General features: G+C 31.8%; 20 protein-coding genes and 1 pseudogene. 12 read left to right on the top strand and 9 right to left on the bottom strand.

Going from position 1 to position 16,915, the window contains the following annotated elements:
* Positions 1 to 110: 110 nt before the first annotated feature.
* The 3 genes from MXE27_RS05515 to MXE27_RS05505 all read right to left on the bottom strand — a co-directional run bounded on the left by MXE27_RS05515 (position 111) and on the right by MXE27_RS05505 (position 2,583).
* On the bottom strand, positions 111 to 791 hold the full coding sequence (locus tag MXE27_RS05515) for a pyruvate kinase alpha/beta domain-containing protein (RefSeq protein WP_248611411.1): 681 nt from the start codon (positions 789 to 791) through the stop codon (positions 111 to 113).
* A 138-nt stretch (positions 792 to 929) separates the two neighbouring features.
* Complete coding sequence (locus MXE27_RS05510; RefSeq protein ID WP_248611410.1) at positions 930 to 1,334, bottom strand: GNAT family N-acetyltransferase; 405 nt, start codon at positions 1,332 to 1,334, stop codon at positions 930 to 932.
* A gap of 94 nt (positions 1,335 to 1,428) precedes the next feature.
* Positions 1,429 to 2,583, bottom strand: a complete 1,155-nt coding sequence (locus tag MXE27_RS05505; RefSeq protein WP_248611409.1) for an alpha/beta fold hydrolase — start codon at positions 2,581 to 2,583, stop codon at positions 1,429 to 1,431.
* A 502-nt stretch (positions 2,584 to 3,085) separates the two neighbouring features.
* On the opposite strand from MXE27_RS05505, the gene MXE27_RS05500 reads away from it, so the two are divergent.
* On the top strand, positions 3,086 to 4,168 hold the full coding sequence (locus MXE27_RS05500; protein ID WP_248611408.1) for an acyltransferase family protein: 1,083 nt from the start codon (positions 3,086 to 3,088) through the stop codon (positions 4,166 to 4,168).
* Between the two features lie 220 nt (positions 4,169 to 4,388).
* Here the strand turns inward: MXE27_RS05500 and MXE27_RS05495 are convergent, their stop codons facing one another.
* Positions 4,389 to 4,853, bottom strand: a complete 465-nt coding sequence (locus tag MXE27_RS05495; RefSeq protein WP_248611407.1) for a flavodoxin family protein — start codon at positions 4,851 to 4,853, stop codon at positions 4,389 to 4,391.
* A gap of 234 nt (positions 4,854 to 5,087) precedes the next feature.
* On the opposite strand from MXE27_RS05495, the gene MXE27_RS05490 reads away from it, so the two are divergent.
* The 7 genes and pseudogenes from MXE27_RS05490 to MXE27_RS11925 all read left to right on the top strand — a co-directional run bounded on the left by MXE27_RS05490 (position 5,088) and on the right by MXE27_RS11925 (position 9,160).
* Complete coding sequence (locus MXE27_RS05490; RefSeq protein ID WP_248611406.1) at positions 5,088 to 6,296, top strand: aspartate aminotransferase family protein; 1,209 nt, start codon at positions 5,088 to 5,090, stop codon at positions 6,294 to 6,296.
* A gap of 38 nt (positions 6,297 to 6,334) precedes the next feature.
* Positions 6,335 to 6,946 carry a LysE family translocator gene (locus MXE27_RS05485; protein WP_248611405.1) on the top strand — a complete coding sequence of 204 codons (612 nt, stop codon included), beginning with the start codon at positions 6,335 to 6,337 and terminating at the stop codon, positions 6,944 to 6,946.
* A 34-nt stretch (positions 6,947 to 6,980) separates the two neighbouring features.
* Positions 6,981 to 7,340, top strand: a pseudogene (locus MXE27_RS05480) (LemA family protein).
* 224 nt (positions 7,341 to 7,564) lie between these two features.
* The gene (locus MXE27_RS05475; RefSeq protein WP_248611404.1) at positions 7,565 to 7,870 is read left to right on the top strand and encodes an ArsR/SmtB family transcription factor; all 306 of its coding nucleotides are present in this window, start codon (positions 7,565 to 7,567) and stop codon (positions 7,868 to 7,870) included.
* A 63-nt stretch (positions 7,871 to 7,933) separates the two neighbouring features.
* Positions 7,934 to 8,380, top strand: coding sequence for a flavodoxin family protein (locus MXE27_RS05470; protein ID WP_248611403.1), 447 nt, complete (start codon positions 7,934 to 7,936; stop codon positions 8,378 to 8,380).
* Positions 8,381 to 8,408: 28 nt separating this feature from the next.
* The gene (locus tag MXE27_RS11930; RefSeq protein ID WP_282730949.1) at positions 8,409 to 8,762 is read left to right on the top strand and encodes a nitroreductase family protein; all 354 of its coding nucleotides are present in this window, start codon (positions 8,409 to 8,411) and stop codon (positions 8,760 to 8,762) included.
* Complete coding sequence (locus tag MXE27_RS11925) at positions 8,714 to 9,160, top strand: nitroreductase family protein (protein WP_282730946.1); 447 nt, start codon at positions 8,714 to 8,716, stop codon at positions 9,158 to 9,160. Before MXE27_RS11930 ends, MXE27_RS11925 begins: the two co-directional genes overlap by 49 nt.
* Before the next feature lie 285 nt (positions 9,161 to 9,445).
* On the opposite strand, the gene MXE27_RS05460 is transcribed toward MXE27_RS11925, so the two are convergent.
* Positions 9,446 to 10,057, bottom strand: a complete 612-nt coding sequence (locus MXE27_RS05460; protein ID WP_248611402.1) for a TMEM175 family protein — start codon at positions 10,055 to 10,057, stop codon at positions 9,446 to 9,448.
* A 271-nt stretch (positions 10,058 to 10,328) separates the two neighbouring features.
* Between MXE27_RS05460 and MXE27_RS05455 the strand changes: the two genes are divergently transcribed.
* The 4 genes from MXE27_RS05455 (at position 10,329) to MXE27_RS05440 (ending at position 14,197) form a co-directional block, all read left to right on the top strand.
* Positions 10,329 to 11,696, top strand: coding sequence for a cation diffusion facilitator family transporter (locus MXE27_RS05455; protein WP_248611401.1), 1,368 nt, complete (start codon positions 10,329 to 10,331; stop codon positions 11,694 to 11,696).
* A 150-nt stretch (positions 11,697 to 11,846) separates the two neighbouring features.
* Positions 11,847 to 12,458 carry a TetR/AcrR family transcriptional regulator gene (locus tag MXE27_RS05450; protein ID WP_248611400.1) on the top strand — a complete coding sequence of 204 codons (612 nt, stop codon included), beginning with the start codon at positions 11,847 to 11,849 and terminating at the stop codon, positions 12,456 to 12,458.
* Positions 12,459 to 12,475: 17 nt separating this feature from the next.
* Positions 12,476 to 13,411 carry an ABC transporter ATP-binding protein gene (locus tag MXE27_RS05445; protein ID WP_248611399.1) on the top strand — a complete coding sequence of 312 codons (936 nt, stop codon included), beginning with the start codon at positions 12,476 to 12,478 and terminating at the stop codon, positions 13,409 to 13,411.
* On the top strand, positions 13,412 to 14,197 hold the full coding sequence (locus MXE27_RS05440) for an ABC transporter permease (RefSeq protein ID WP_248611398.1): 786 nt from the start codon (positions 13,412 to 13,414) through the stop codon (positions 14,195 to 14,197).
* 18 nt (positions 14,198 to 14,215) lie between these two features.
* Here MXE27_RS05440 and MXE27_RS05435 read toward each other — a convergent pair whose 3' ends face one another.
* The 4 genes from MXE27_RS05435 to MXE27_RS05420 form a co-directional block, all read right to left on the bottom strand.
* Entirely contained in the window at positions 14,216 to 14,773 is a 558-nt protein-coding gene (locus tag MXE27_RS05435; RefSeq protein ID WP_248611397.1) for a GNAT family N-acetyltransferase, read from the bottom strand.
* A 23-nt stretch (positions 14,774 to 14,796) separates the two neighbouring features.
* Positions 14,797 to 15,363 (bottom strand): class I SAM-dependent methyltransferase, encoded by a 567-nt coding sequence (locus MXE27_RS05430; RefSeq protein ID WP_248611396.1) that lies wholly within the window; start codon positions 15,361 to 15,363, stop codon positions 14,797 to 14,799.
* A 20-nt stretch (positions 15,364 to 15,383) separates the two neighbouring features.
* On the bottom strand, positions 15,384 to 15,848 hold the full coding sequence (locus tag MXE27_RS05425) for a 4Fe-4S ferredoxin (protein WP_248611395.1): 465 nt from the start codon (positions 15,846 to 15,848) through the stop codon (positions 15,384 to 15,386).
* A gap of 211 nt (positions 15,849 to 16,059) precedes the next feature.
* Complete coding sequence (locus MXE27_RS05420; RefSeq protein WP_248611394.1) at positions 16,060 to 16,632, bottom strand: PadR family transcriptional regulator; 573 nt, start codon at positions 16,630 to 16,632, stop codon at positions 16,060 to 16,062.
* Between the last annotated feature and the right edge of the window lie 283 nt (positions 16,633 to 16,915).

The following is a 16,915-nucleotide window of genomic DNA, read 5'->3' as shown; positions in this document are numbered from 1 at the left end:
AAGTGCGATATGCCTTAAGTGTTAAACAAAATATAAAAAGTTACTGGTGATTGCTTATTTTAATATCTTAAATAAAAAATGAAATTTAATATAATCTAAAATTTATTGCACTATCTCAAATAATTTATTTTTATATCTGGACTTGCAGCAATTCCAGGCTTTGCCAGCAGCTCCACAAATCTGAATCCTTTTTCAGGATGGAATAAATTTGCAGATGCGCAACTTTTTAAAACCCATGCAGTATCAAGTCCTATCTCTGTACCTGCACAAGCCAGTACCAGCTCATTTTCGGGTATAATTCCTGCATCAGTAGCCATTAGTACAGATTCCATTGCAACTAAAGTTCCAGGAGATATTAATTCAAGAGTCTTTGCCATAACATCTAGCGAAGTGGGTCTTTCTAAATGTAACCTCATGGAAAAACTGGGGCCAAAGAGAGGAATAGTTCCTCTGACAATATCCACATTTAAATCCTTTAGTTTCATCCTGTTTTCTTCAGTTACATTCATGGGAACTCTTTTAATTCCCTGTTTAACCCATTCATCACGAACAGCCTTTAATTCCGGGATATCAGAAAATAGATCATTGTCCATCTCCTCAACTTCCCAGTACATACCTTGAGGACAGGTCACGCAGATTATTTTTTTATCCGAAATCGTTTCTGCTATTTTAACTGCACTATCTCCTGTAACCGATGCCACAACAATGTATTCGTATTCAAAAGCTGAATTTTTTAATATATCAATTATTTTACCTGTATTAATGGGTCCGGGTCTTTCAAAGACTTTCATGAAAATCACCTGTTCATATTTAACTATTAATAAGGAGTAAAATTCTTCACATATATTCTCCATACAAAAATTCATTTCCCTCTTTAAAAAATAATTAATGATATTCTATAAATTAAAAGTTAAACCCCTTGTCAATTACTAGGTTTTTAAATATGTGACAAACATAGGGCTTTTATCTTCTCCTACTTCAAACCCGCATTTTTTGTAAAATTCCACTTCACGATCATAGGCAATAATTGCTTTGCGTGCGAAGTCAGCATATTCTGCCAACATTAAATCAACCAGTTTTTTCCCAATTCCTTGCCCCTGATATTCAGGTTTAACCAATAAATAATGAAAATAAACAGTCATAATCCCATCAGATAATGAATTAATTAACCCAACTAGTTTTCCATCATCATATGCTGCATAAACCATGCGAGAGTTCTTTAAAGCTATTTTTAATTTCTCAGGATAATTTCCAGAATCCCATTCTACTGAAAGAAACAATTCCTGGAGTTCTTTTTCTGAAAAATCTTTATTTTTTCGATATTCAATTTCCACAATAACAACCCCTGCTTATTAATAATGTTAATATCAGAACAGCACCCATATCCCCATATAAATGCATATTAACTAATAGGTATTTTTATTTAATTTAATGGTCAGTATGCTCTCCAATCCATTTTAACATAGTTTCCAGTGCCAGCTTTATATTGCCTACTTGGCAATGGTTTTGAGCTTGATCTTCACGAGTGAAAACGCGTGCAGTGAGTGAATTAGTGTTATTCAATGCTTTAATCTGCATATTATGCATTTTAAAAGGTATGAAATGATCTTCACGGCCAGTGAGAATTAAAACATCTTGTTTTACCATTTCTGAATGAATGTTTTTACCATTCATTTTTTCTGCCACATCAACAGCAGCCATAGGCGTTTTTTTAACAGTGATATACATGAGATTACTTATGCTCCATCCATCAATGCCTCCTTTTTCAATTTGCTTTAACGAGACCTTGTTAGAATAATTTCTAAAATGGTGGAAAAATAATTTCCCCAATAATTGAGCAAAATAATTAGGAAACTTCATATAATCATAGGCAACACTTGAAGCAATTACTCTTTTTATTCGAGGTTCTAATGCAGCTGCTCTAAAGCATAACCATCCCCCCATAGATATCCCCAACCACGTAACATCATCCAGTTGGAAATAGTCCAATATAGCAGAAGCAGGTTTTTCCCATTGCCAATCAAAAGGCAGTTTATATTTTTTCAATGCAGCTCCCTGTCCCGGCCCTTCAAATGCAATCACATCATACCCCTGGGCCGCAAAATATCTCATCCATGAATAAAATTCTTCAATGAAAGAATCAAACCCTCCGTGAATAACTATGGTTCCTTTCTTTTCTCCAGAATCGATTTGTGCAGGGACTTTCAGAGCAGGTAAAAATTTATTCGCAAAAGGTACTTTAAACCTTTCAATACTATCACTTGCAAATGCACGATAAAATAAATTGATGAATTTATCATAAAACTTTTCCTTCTCGGAATCATTATAAATTAAATAAAACTCGGCTGCCCGATAATAAAAAGCAGCATTAATTAACCTATCTTCAGAAACTGCTTTTTCAGCTTGTTGGATCATTTCTCTTTTCCAGTCATTAAAATTCTTAATTTTCAAAGCTGCTTCTTTCAGATCTTCCTCTCGTGCATAACCCATAGAATACCATCGATTCATCTGATAATTAAAAACTTTATCTTCATGAAAATCATGATATCCTACGGGAAAGTTAAAGTTAGTTTTTAAACTCATATTTACCCCCAATTTGATAAATTAAGTTGATTTATAAAGAATACCCCTGAAATCTGAAATTTATTCATCTTTAAATCGATATATTTTTCTGAGTTTAAGTATTTTTCAACTATCTTGATACTGAAAATAAAAATGATTCTCCCTCAAAATAGAATAAGATAGTTATTTATTCTGCAGCATATGGTTTTATTTAACATATACTTCAAAAAAAAAGTTTTTTATGAGCATCTGACTAATTTAATGGTATTTTATATATAAAAAATGGACTATGATATATCTTAAATAGAATGATAGAATATTTATCTACTTGTAGTCAAAGTATAAGAAAAAAAAAGATGCTTGACAAATTAAACTTTCGATTTATTCTTAATCACAACTAATAACTATAAAAAAACATTAATTAATTGTTTGATGATTTATAATATAAATCTAATAAAATTTATTTAATATGCTGTTATGAATTGTAAAAATAGAACAATATATTTAATTATGGAGCGATTTTATGAGAAAATATTATTTGGATAATTTACGTTGGATTATAATTTTGATACTGTTCCCATACCACACATTTTTATTATACAGCCCCATAGGAGACTATATCATCAATGCCGGAAATTATAGTTTCGCCGGTTTATTTATCTTAATTTTCTCCCCATGGTTCATGCAACTATTATTTGCAATTGCAGGGATTAGTACATTTTACTCGCTGAAGAAAAGAAATTCAACAGAATATCTCAAAGAAAGAGTGACTAAACTTCTAATTCCAATGGCTTCAGGAGTTATATTTGTAATATCCATTCAGGTGTATTTTGCTGCTTTATATAATGGTTATACTGGAGGATTTCTAGCCTTCTGGTGGAACTTTATTAGTAATTGGCCCGCTTATTTCATGAATGGAACCGGTTTAGGTCCAATGTGGTTCTTATTATATTTATTTATAGTATCTGTGTTTGCACTCCCTATAATCATTAAATATAAAAATAGTGACTGGAGAATCCCTATAGAAAAAGTGACCGTCCCCAAATTATTGTTACTATTCTTACCACTAGGCGTAGGGAGTTTATTTTTAAATTTAGCTCCTGAAAAAAGTTTAGGGCAATTTTTCTTACTTTTCATATTCGGATACTTTTTATTATCTGAAGATGTCATTCAGGAAAAGTTAGAAGAAAAAAGATGGCCACTATTTATTTCATTTATTGCTTTGGTGATATCATTTATCGTTTTAGGTACCATGGCCGTTATGGGCATAATTTCATTAGATGGTCTTTTAGGTTCGCCTATTTTCAGATTATATGAGAATCTATTAGTATGGGTTGCTGTATTGAGCATATTAGGGATGGGTAAACGTTATTTAGAATTTAAAAACTCTAGTACTCTTTATCTATCCGCAGCATCATTCCCCATATATATTTTCCACATAGCATGGATTAATATGGCAGCTTACTATTTCATAGGATTTTTACCTAACATGATAATTCTGCAAATAATCTTAATTATGGCTACAAGTTTTGTTATGACCATTGCCACCTATGAAATTATTAGAAGAATAAAAATAATAAGGTCACTTTTTGGAATAAGGGGTTAATTAACACTTATTTAACAAAAAAACCTTTTATTATTTAATTTTTTATAAATTAAAATCAATCTAAATAATTCTCTTTTTTAAGTCATTTATTTTCAAAGATAATCAACCTCTTCTGCATATTACAATTACCCTAAAAAAAGGGCTGGAGAAAATTGAAATTCATGGGCCCAAGTAAAAAAAATGAAAATATTATTAAATTAAAATAAGTTTTTTAGCCAAACTAAAATAATAAGCTGAATTTGCGAATCAAATCATCAATCTGTTGATCTTTATTTTTATTCCAGACAATGATATCAGTTCCCACCACAGTTCCCCCTTTTGTCTGGCAGATTTTTTTCATCTTACCAATGGCTTGGTTGCCACCAGTCCAATTAAATCTCAATCCTTTCGTAACAAAGCAAGCGACTTTTTTGCCATTCAGTGATTCAATCTGCTCTAAATAGAGTTTCATGGGAGCTGCAAGTGAAAATGCATGTACTGGGGCTCCGAAAACTAGAGCATCATATACTTCAACATCTGGTTTACTCTGGAATTCAGCATTTTTGGCCCGTGGAGGAACTTCTCCAGCAGTCAACACCCTCTCAACTTCAACATCATGCCCCACTTCAGCAAACTTTTCCTGAAGCTTTTGAGATACAGCATATGTATTTTCAGTTTGGGAATAAACAATAATTCCTATTTTCATACTTAACCCTCCTTAAACAAAAACAATTTAACTATATTTATTATTATTTATTTCTTCTACTAATTCAATTTATTTAAGGCCATATAATGGTATTTTTCATGACCATGATCTGGATAATTAAATTTTTTCCCAAGGAAATGATTTAACTCAAATATTGTGCATGAAATAAATATATGGGATAAAATTATAATTAAAAACCTTAAATCAAAATACTCAATACATCTGGCGATTAACATGGGCAAAATTAATGACACAATTAAGATTGAAGATAATTACTATGCTTCTTTTGCAAATAAAACAAAAATATCAATAGAAAAAGGCGAAGGATCATATGTATATGATGAAAATGGTAAAAAATATCTAGATTTCACTGCAGGTTGGGGAGTAACCAGTATAGGGCATGCTAATCCAGTGATTAGTAAAGCACTCCATGAACAAAGCAGAAAAATTATACAAAACCCTAATTCTGGAGCAACTTATTCCCCTGCCAGATCAAAGCTAATATCACTAATGCAGGAGGTACTGCCTGAAAATTTAACTCGCGTATTTTTTGCAAATAGTGGAGCAGAAGCAAATGATGCTGCCATTAAACTTGCCCGAAAAGCAACTGGAAAATTAAATATCATATCCACTGCAAAAAGTTTTCATGGGCGTACCATCAGCACGGTATCTGCAACTGGCCAGAGCAAACACAGGGAGAAATTTAATCCACTTATCCCCTGCCACATATTTGTCCCATATAATGATATTGAATCTGTTGAAAAAGTTATAAATAAGGATGTAGCAGCAGTTATAATCGAACCCATACAGGGCGAAGGCGGAATAAATGTCCCTGATACGGATTATCTTAAAAGTTTATCCGAATTATGCCATGAAAATGATGTACTTTTGATAATGGATGAAATTCAAACGGGATTTTGCAGAACCGGTTCAATGTTCGCCTCAGATAATATTAAAGTAGATATTTTAACCATGGCTAAAGGTATTGCTGGCGGGTTTCCTTTTGGGGCATTTGCTATGACTGAAGTTGTGCATGACAAACTTGAAATAGGGGACCACGGCGGTACTTACTGTGGTAATCCACTTGGTTGTGCCGTTTCATACGCAGTTATCCAATATATGATAGAGCATGAGCTATGTGAAAATGTTGAAAATCTGGGCAAATACACTATCCACGAGCTAAAGAAATTGAAAAAAGAATATCCCAATATAATAAAAGATGTTAGAGGGAAAGGATTATTAATTGCCATAGAAATTACGGATGACCATATCACTGCTTCTTTAAATTCAAAATGTTTGAATGAAGGGCTTCTTTTAAATGTTACCCAGGGAAACATAATCAGAATGTTTCCTGCTTTGAATATAACTAAAAAAGAAATGGATGAAGGATTAAACACATTTAAAAATGTGGTGAATGGAATAAATTTCAAAGAAATTATCTAAAATTTATAGCATCCTACTAAACAAGAATCGATGATTTAATGATAGAACTACTACTAGCTGGAATCACACTAGGCCTTTATGCCGGGTTCTCACCCGGCCCTCTCCTCGTACTGGTCATTTCCCAGACAATTAAACATGGATATAAAGAGGGATTTAAAGTCGCTTTTGCCCCAATAATCTCAGATATCCCCATAATAATCATTTGTCTGCTGTTTCTATCATTAATTTCAGGATACGATTTGGTTTTAGGAATTATCTCATTAATTGGTGGGGTTTATTTAGGTTATTTGTCTTATGAATGTTTTAAAACAAAAGGAACGATGACAGAAGCCCCCTCTAAACAACCTAAATCCCTGCAAAAAGGAGTGATCCTCAATCTTTTAAATCCATCCCCCTACATATTTTGGATAACTATTGGTGGGCCAATAATAATTCCAGCATATAATAACAACCCATTATCACTCTTATTATTCATTGCAGGTTTTTATTCATTTTTGGTAGGTTCAAAAATAGTTCTATCTTATGCTGTGGGAAAATCACGTGACTTTTTGACCGGTACTCTATACCTCCATATTATGCGAGTTTTAGGCGGAGTTCTGGTTATATTTTCATTATACTTCCTTAAACAAGGCATTCAACTAATATTCTAATTTAAATTAAATTGTTAACATTTAACGGATTTGAATGCACCAGGTCTCAGATAAATGCTCAACTAAAAATCATGCTGATTTAGTTAAAAATCTGGTTGAAACTGTAAAAGGTTATACTAGTTATGAAAAAACACTTTTGAAGAAGTGACTAAAGCTTGTTTAAAATAAAAAAAGGATGAAACAGTTCAAGAGAATGCAAAAGAAGATACTAAATTATCTAGCACTTTGAATAATTTGTTTGTTTTTGTATAAGATTAATCCTGATTTGAAAGCTAATGAATTTATTGAACTTCCGGATCAATTATCCCCTACTGAAGATAAAATTGTTGAATACAGGGAATTTTATAATGAAATGGTTTTAACCTATAATAACAAAAGAGAGATTTCCCAATAAATAGTAGCTAATTTCTTTAATTTTGAAAAAACATGGATTTTAAAAAAGAAGTTGATGCATAACGATTCCAGAAGTTAATTTTAATTAAATTTTTAAGGGCAATTTAACATAATGCTGCCATAAATTCTTAATTGAGTTTATATGAACTAGAAATATTTATATATAATCCCACCCATAGTTATTTCGATACTTATCGAATTGTAAAAATATTTATGGTGCATGTAATGGATACTAAAAAAATGGCCAAAATCTTCAAAGCTCTCTCCAATCCTAACCGCTTAGATTTATACTTGCAGATTGTGAAACAGCAGGAAGCTAGTTATAAGACTGGAAGTGATTGTTTAATATGTGAAATCAGCAAATCATTGAATATTGGCGCACCTACCATCTCACATCATCTTAAAGAACTATCAAATGCTGAATTAATCTTTACTGAGAGAAGAGGCAAATATTTAGTGGCCCGAATTAATGAAGAGATGGTTAGCGAAGTTAGTGAATTTTTAAAGTTACATCCAAAAGGATCCAGCTAATTTTTTCAATTACAATTCGAAAGTTGTCAAATTAATGAATAATCATTAAAAAGAGGAAATAAAATGAAAACTGCAATAATTTATAAGTCCATACACCACGGAAATACCCAAAAAATTGCTGAAGTAATGTCTGAAACGCTTAAAGCCGATTTATTTGATTTAAAAGATGTTGATCCGAATATTACTCAAAAATATGATCTAATTGGTTTTGGTTCTGGAATATATTATTACAGGCCACATAAAAAGCTGAGAAAGTTTATTGAAGAATTAGAAACCCTGGAAAACAAAAAAGCATTTACATTCATTACCAGCGGTAATGGAAAACCAAACCAATGGCTTAATAAAAAATTAACCCAAAAAGGTTTTGAAGTTATAGGTAATTTTAATTGTAAAGGATTTGACACTTACGGCCCTATGAAATTAGTAGGAGGGCATAATAAAGGCCGTCCCAATGAAGAAGATATTAAAAATGCAGAGAGCTTTGCCAATAACTTAAAATCGAAATTTTAATGAAATACATTATAGTGGATGAGGTAAAATGGAAACCCCCGATCTTTATAAAACAATATTTAAAAGAAAATCCATTAGAACATACGATTTAAAACCACTAGAAGAATCAACATTAAAAAAAATTTCAGAATATCTCCAAAATTTAACACCATTACATGATGATATTGAAGTCGAATTTAAGATCTTATCTCAGGATATGGTTAAAAGAAGGATGATGAAAAAAGCACCGCATTATCTGGCTGCATTTTCAGAACTTAAAGAAGGTCATTTAAGTAATATTGGTTTCATGTTACAACAAATGGATCTGTTTTTTTCAGCCAATGGATTAGGTACTTGCTGGCAAGGCATTCCCACATTAAAAAAAGAAGTTTTAGAAAATTAAAATCTAAAATTTATCATTTTAATGTCATTTGGAAACCCCAAAGAAACCTGCACCGAAGTAATATCTCAGAGTTTAAAAGAAAATCCTTACACGAAATAACTGATATTAAAGGTTTGGATGATATATTGGAAGCAGCTCGAATTGCTCCTTCAGCAACTAATGCACAGCCATGGTTTTTCAAAGGGAACAACAATATCATTCATACGTATACCATCAAGCCAAACTTCGTCAAAGGACTTTTTACTAAAAAATATCCCCCTATAGATGTGGGAATAGCCCTTTATCATTTAAAACTAGTAGCTGAACATCTTGGTAAAAAAACTGAACTGTTATTTGACCCTCCCCACTACAATGACCGTGAAGAACATAATTACATTGGCAGTTTAAAGTTGAAATAAAACATTAGTTTAATTTATTTTAAAAAATCTAAAATTATACATCTACAGTTGCATATCGCCTACCCTAGTTTTTTAAGTAAATGGAACTACTATTCGATGTATTCATCTTACAAATAGTTTAAATAGACCTTCACTTTGTTCATATTCCATATCTATAATAATCACAGGATTATCCCCAGAAACTTAAACATCAAAAAATTTGTGTAGTTTTGCCTCCTAAACAGCACCTGCCCTGAATCTACCTGCAAATAAAAAGAAATAGTGTAATAAATATAAATCATTAATTTAAGATCGGCAATCCATTAACATTTCAATAGGGAAAATAAGAAGATATACTAAATTACCCCAACGAGGAACTATAAATGAAAGTACTATAGCTAGTATTGCAATTAATATAAATATTATAGTGGCTTTTTCACTGGATGCTAATCTATTCACGTCTACTTTTTCATTGATTACATCATCACGTTTTATTATATAGATATTCCCTAGAAGAATCAGAGCTATCCCCAACATATTTACATTAAAAATTAAATCAGAAATAGTAAAATCACCATATTCCCCATTTAAAGAGGCAGAAAATGGAACTAAAACTATGAATAAAAGCCATATAATGTTAATCCAAAGCAAGGTATTGTTAACTGATTTTATCTGACTATAAATCCGATGATGTATATTCCAAAACATTGCAAGTAAAACAAAGCTTACAACCATGGATATAAACGAAGGGACTAATCCATAAAGAGCATTCTGTACTATAAACTCATTCAATGGTCCGTTAATATGAGGTACTGCTAGATCTAAAACCAGTAAAGTCATAGCAATAGCAAATATTCCGTCCACCAATGTTTCGATACGATTTTTACCCATATACATATACTTTCTCCATACACTCATTTAATCTCTTGAAAAACTTTATAATATAAATTTAAACTTAAATAATTAACTAAAAAAATCGAATTCACTTGTGACAATAATATATTAATATGAAACAGGATTATTATTCAATAACGATTATTAAACTGATTTAAACCCAGTCCAATAGCCAATACCATTAAAAAATAAATTTTTAAATATTAATATCTTAAAATGGTAATTAAAATTCTTTTCAGAAACCTAAATCAATATTATATCACATTTAAGTAATAATTTAATAGGAGATTAACAAATGAGCAATGAAAAGCCAGTTTTAGGTTACGATAAATTCCTAATGATGGCCCTTTTAAAAGAAGGCCCTTTAAGTCTTGAAAAATTATGGGAAAAATCAATACTATTTTTATCTTTAATTTGGTATCAACAATTACCAGAAAAAGGTCAACCCATGATGGAAAAATTATTTTTCAAGTTTGCACACGTGCGCTCAGAGATAGAAGATGGGAGAAGTAGTAAAGCAACTCATAGTGCAGAATATGAAATGAATAAATTGATTGAAAAAGCTTGGGTTAAGCTAAATGATAATAATGAATATGAATTAACTGACATGGGGCACAAAAAAGCTGAAGAATATGAAAAGCATATGATGAAAGAAGCATCTATGGCACGTAGAGAATTAAAACCTTCGGCTACAGCTAAAAATACTACCTTTTTAGATGCATTTCTGGCGATTCTTAAACTGGGAAGTGGTTTAATAAGCGGCAGTATGGGTTTAATTGCAGATGGAACAGATGCTACTATGGACACAGTTGAAGCTATTCTAGTATGGCTTGGAATTAAGTACCATCGCGAAAATTTAAGTACCATCCTTGTGATTCTTGGATTATTCGTGGCTTCAATAAGTGTTTTATTTGACTCCATAACACATTTATTAGCTACAATAGGTGGACATGCCGAACCTATGACCATGCCATATTTAGTAATCGGTGTTGAGGCAATAGCCATATTATCCGCTGTATTCTTATTTTATTACCAACGCTATGTGGGGAAAGTCTCCAATAGTTTAACTCTGATATCCCAATCAGTGGATTCTAAAAATCACATATTTATAGGTGCCTCCGTTATTACAGGAGCTATATTCGCAATTTATGGAATTTATTTCGTGGATGCGGTTATTGGGTTATTTGTAGGTGCTGGAATATTTAGAGATTCTGTAGGTTTACTTCGAGAAGCGATTTCAGCCCAAAAAGGAGAAGAAACAGATTACTCACAAGAGTACAAATTGCCTTTAGAAGAATGTTGGGAAGACAACCAGATAATAGCATTTAGAAACTGGATATTGTACTTATTATGGGCAAAAAAATCCAACACTCAAGTCGAAATTGTTAAATCTCTTAAAAAAGTTTTCCATCCCGATAACTACATTCCCGTACTCAGCGAACTTAATGCCACTTGTACCGGACATTATGATTTTGAGGGGAAATTTGAAATAATAATACATCCATTAAAAGAACAAGAACTTTTAATTGAGGAAATTGAAGAGTACACTTTAACTGAAAAAGGAAAAGAACACTTGAAAGGGTTTATACACAACTTCAAATACTATGATGTACATCGTTCTGATGCTCTGCTTTTAGCTATGGCTGAGGATAAAAAAGAATGACAATTATTTTAATTTTCTTTTTTATTTTAAAATTTTTTTAATAGAAAATTGATTTCTTATTAGAAACATTACTTTAAAAAAAGTTAGCAAAAAATATATAACCTATGACCATATTAACATAAAAAGTCACACAGTAAACAGGGGATTTATATGCCTAAAGCATGGAGCACACGAGAAAAGGAAGTAATTAGGAAAAATCTACTAAACGAAGGAAAAAAACTTTTTGAAAAATATGGTCTTCAAAAAACAACGGTAAGTGATATTGTGAATGCCACGAAAATATCTAAAGGTTCTTTTTACCTTTTTTACCAATCTAAGGAAGAGTTATATTTTGATGTTTTGGAAGAAACTGAGCGCGAATTTAGAGACAAACTATTTAAAGAAAATTTAAACCCCGAAAAAAATCGACGAAAAGCATTTAAATCCTTTTTAAATCAGTTGATTAAATTATTAACTACCATGCCATTATATAAACAAATAAACGCGTCAAATTATGAATTACTTCTTCGTAAGCTCCCTGAAGATAAATTAAAAGATCATGTGCAACATGACCAGGAAGATATTTCAAAATATTTCATTTACTGGATGGATAATGGTTGGATGAGGAAAGTAGATATAGATGCCCTCAATGGTCTTTTTTTATCACTGATTCACTTTGTTATACACCGTGATGATCTGAAAGGTGCAAGTTTTGAAGCTTCAAAAGATCTATGGATTGATGCAATCACATCTTATCTAATAATAGAAGAAGATGGCGAATAAATTTAGGGCGGTTTGGTATGAAAACAGAATATAAAGAGGGAGTAATCAGTACCCATAACTTGACTAAAAATTATGGTAAAATTAAAGCAGTAGACAAAATATCAATTAATGTCCGCAAAGGAGAAATTTACGGATTTTTAGGTCTTAACGGTGCTGGAAAAACAACTACCATACAAATGCTGCTGGGAATGGTGCATCCCTCATCTGGGGAAGCCTATTTAAATGGGCAAAAAATTAATGCAAATAGTCATGACCTTTGGAATCGCGTAGGGCATTTAGTGGAAATCCCTTATTCGTATCCGGAATTGACAGTGCGGGAAAATTTAGAGATTATTTGTAGATTACGTTCACTTTCTAATCCAGATTCAGTTAATTCAGTTATTGAAAAACTCAAATTGAATCAATATCAGGATAGGGAGGCGAAAAATCTTTCACTGGGAAATCTTCAGAGATTAGGGCTTGCAAAAGCTTTGATACACAATCCAGATATTCTAATTCTTGATGAACCGTCCAACGCTTTAGATCCTGCAGGTATTGTTGAAATAAGAGAACTTTTACTTGATTTAGCCTTAAATAAAGGAGTGACTATATTTATTTCCAGCCACATGTTAAGTGAAATTTCCAAAATCGCAACACGTGTTGGTATTATCCATGAAGGCAAATTAATTCAAGAGATGACTGCAAAAAAGCTGCATCAACTTAGAAATAGAAGCTTATTAATTGATGTAAATGATATTAACAGAGCAATATCAATTTTAACCAATGTTGGGCTTAATGCAACCATTACTGATGATGGATTAATTGAAATAAAAGAAAATGAAGTAGTAATGCATCCTGAAAATGTGAACTCAAAATTAGTAAACGCAGGATTTTCACCTAGAATGTTAAAAGTTGAAGAAGAAGAATTGGAATCATATTTCTTAAGAATAATTGATAAAAGAGGAGTTGTTTAAATGACAAGAATATATGCTTCCCTCTGGGCTGAAACCCTAAAAGTAAGAAGATCTAAAATATTTATAATCACCATAATAACATTTTCAAGTATTGCCATTCTTATGGGATTGATGATCTATGTTTCCAGATCCCCTGAACTTGTTGGAAAATCTGCAATAGTTAGTGCCAAATCATCAATGTTTAAAGATGAGTGGTCTTCCTATTTTGGGCTGCTTACCATGATTATTTTAACCTTAGGAACTATAGGCTTTGGAACAATTACCGGTTGGGTGTTTGGCAGAGAATATTCCGATAGAACCATGAAAGATCTTTTGGCATTGCCAGTTCATCGTTCAAGCATAGTTCTATCTAAGTTTATCATTATTTTTTTATGGAGTTTCTTATTATCATTGATATTATTTATTTCAGGACTTCTCACTGGATTTCTAGTTAACATCGCCCACTGGTCATATGCAGCAGCATACCATTCTTTTGGTGTTTTCATGATAACCTCCGTTCTTACTGCTCTACTTTGTACTCCCGTGGCTTTTGTTGCCAGTTTTGCAAGAGGTTATATTGCACCCATAGGTTTTACAATTGGTACGTTGATTATAACTCAAATAATCTTTGTAGGAATCCCAAATATAACCGCATATTTTCCCTGGGCCATTCCCGCACTTTATAGTGGAGTTTCAGGTGCAGGAGCTCCCACTCCGGATATTTTCAGTTATTTTATACTTAGTTTAACTATCCTACTCGGTCTTTTAGGAACTGCACTATGGTGGCATTTTGCCGATCAAAGTTAATTTAAAATAATAGAGGAATTACAGTTCTTTAACCATAACCGTTCGTTCAAGGCGATTATAAAATCCATGTTTAAGATAAAAGTTTTCAGCAGGTATCCCTTTATTGGTTAATAACATTAAACGAGTGTATCCTTTTTTGGAGAGATATCCACTTAGAACATTCATTAATTTTGTTCCAATTCCATTGCCTTGCATTCTTTTTTCTACAAAAAACTCGTCAACAATGAATTCATTTCCCATCCACCAGGATCTTCCATGCCCTAAACAAACTCCTACAATTTTATAATTATAACGGATTACAAAACCAGTGAATGCCGGATTTTTGATTAATTCATTCAGATATTTTCTTGTTTGAGTTAAAGTCCATTCATCATACCATGGCCCTGCCGAGAATACTTTTTTATATAACCTAGCACATTCATCAAAATCTTTTAAGGTGAATTTGTAAATAGTTAAACCATTCACACAATAAAGTGATTTCTCCTCATCTTGAGTAGTGTCTTGAAAAAAATAATTCCAATGGTCTGAAATAGGACTTTGCGTGAAATGTTCTTTAACTGCTGATTTTATGGACATTAAAAACCCTCCATTTTCAGTTTTCAAGATTTTTTAAATATCATGAATGATTGTTTGGGTAGAAAAACAAATTTTTCGAACTTTAAATAACCTGCTCGAGTCATAACATCCATTAAATCATTTTCATGAGTGTAATGACCAAATATACCCATAGGTGAAAAATTTCTCTGATCATAATCAATAATAGCTACTTTACCATCTTCTTTTAGTAATGTTTTTAGATTTTTAAAATAGTTTATTTGATTTTCTAAGTGATGGAAAACATTTCTCATGAAGAATAAATCAACACTTGATTCGGGTAAATTTATACCATTTGAATTACCTTTGACTAGTTCAACATTAGTAATTCCTGTTTTTTCGAGTTCATTCTTTATAAAATCAAGAGATTTCTGATTTACATCGATTGAATAAACTTTTCCATCTTCACCCACTTTTTTCGAAAAAAGGGATGTGAAATATCCGCCCCCAGAACCAATATCCCCTATGATCATCCCTTGCTGCAAATTTAGATTTTTAAGAATTTCTAAAGGTTTATTTTGAGAAGAAGATGCCTCTCTATTCAGCAGTTTTAACATGAAATTATTGAACATCAATACACCCCCAAAATATATTATAACGGAGCATTGGTAAGTACAGTGCCCCAGTTAACACGATTCATATGTTTTAAACTTACTGTAGATTTATTATTTTCAATTTGGCCTAACCCCGCCATTCTAGCTGCCATTTTATGTAAATATAAAAATAATTTTTCATTAGTTTCTATCATAGGGACAGAAAAAGCAGCGTAACCTCTTTTGTGTAGTAATTCACTTAGACGAGAAGTTATAACATCTAATTTACTATCAGTCAATTTTTTTGTTTCATTATAACTTTTTTCATATTCTTTCGGATCTGTTTCATGTGGAGAGACTGGAAACATGGCTACACCAATAGAAATTGCTCTAGGATATGCATCTAATAAAGAACCATATTTTTGAGTTTCCGACTTTTTTGCATTGGATAAATCTGCAATTCCAAAGTAATAATCTTCACATTCATTTTCAATGGTTTTTCTTGCTAGATTTTCAAATCGCATAGTATTACATCCTTAATTTAATTTATTCTATCATTTCAACGATATTTAATTTTAAATACATGATTTGGAGATAGCCCGGACTAAGAGAGCTTAATTCTGATATATTTTAACAAATTATGAAGAAATAAGGTCCCAATAGTATTTTATAAACACGTTGGAGGCGGCAGATAAATATACAAAAGGACCTTATCCTATTTATAAATAGATATGTTTATTTTTCTTGAATAGAATCTTCTATTTTTGATAATCGCTCATTTAAATTGATTATTATCTCTTTATGGTGAATTAAATCTTCTTTATTAATATCTTCCAGATATGAAATGTAATTGTCAACTGCCATTAAGGCACTTTCAATGGCCTTAGGTTTTCGATAATTATTTTGGTGGTGATTATCTCCAAAAATTTCAGAGAGAGTTTCTCGACCCAGTTCAGTTAAATCATATTTACCATCATCTATTTTGGTTATCAAATCTTCTGCAACCATTTTTTTCAGCATAGGGTATACTGATCCCGGAGAAGGTCTTGAGACTTTGCGTTTCATGGTTTTTTTAAGGTGCATGTTGTAATGTTTTCCAGAATGGCTATGTTCCATGCAATGGGATTTCACTTTATACAAATTGCCATAATGTTCTTCAATAGCATCCATTATCTCCACACCATTTTTTGGTCCATTACCCAATACATGGAGTATCCATATCCGCAGACCACCTAGATTATGCAGTTTATCTACCCTCTCATGCAGATTTTTCCAGTTATTCAAAGTATTTTTCCAGTTATCCCACATTGAATCAATTTCTCCCATATATCGATTATGAAAATATTATTCTATCAGTTAATTCTTGGATTTAAGCAAATTTATATTAAATTGAAAAATTTACTGAAAATATTCTCATTATCAATCAAACGATATCGACTACTTGATATCGAGTAGTTGATATAGGGACTGTTATGATATATAAATATTTCGGTTTAAAGGGGTTGTAAAGTTATTGGGGGTTGATATTTTTCCCGTGTTTTTGTGTCCAGTTTTGCATTTTGCGTCGTAGGTAGTTGATTGTTCCGTGTAT

It is taken from the genome of Methanobacterium alcaliphilum, assembly GCF_023227715.1.
Taxonomy (GTDB): Archaea; Methanobacteriota; Methanobacteria; order Methanobacteriales; family Methanobacteriaceae; genus Methanobacterium_E; species Methanobacterium_E alcaliphilum.
Note: the sequence above shows the minus strand (reverse complement) of the source record. Positions and strands in the feature narration are given on the sequence as shown.